This window comes from Salmonella sp. SAL4457, assembly GCF_046548235.1.
GTDB lineage: Bacteria > Pseudomonadota > Gammaproteobacteria > Enterobacterales > Enterobacteriaceae > Salmonella > Salmonella enterica.
In genome coordinates this window covers 1-240 of record NZ_JBGDZO010001234.1, presented here as the reverse complement: position 1 = coordinate 240, position 240 = coordinate 1, and the positions used below count along the sequence as shown (strand labels likewise).

1 protein-coding gene is annotated in these 240 nt (G+C 73.8%); it reads left to right on the top strand.

Annotated elements, in window-relative coordinates; all coding sequences use genetic code 11:
• Positions 1-240 (top strand): hypothetical protein (locus ACLJNW_RS28125; RefSeq protein WP_410961909.1); only part of this gene is annotated, 240 nt, incomplete at both ends.

Below are 240 nucleotides of genomic sequence, written 5' to 3'. Positions count from 1 at the left end.
CCTGGTGGCTCGGCCGGTCGATCGCTGGGCCGGTGGCCGGCGCCGTGGCCGGCCTCGCGATGGCGGTCTCGACCGCCGCCGTCGACGAATCGACCTTCATCTGGAACCCGAACCTCATCGCCCTGTCGAGCTCGATCGCCCTGGCCGGCGCCTGGCACGCCTGGACGACGCGGAGCGTCCGCTGGTGGCTCCTGGCCGCCGCAGGGACGGCCGTCACGATGCAATGCCACGTCCTGGGCG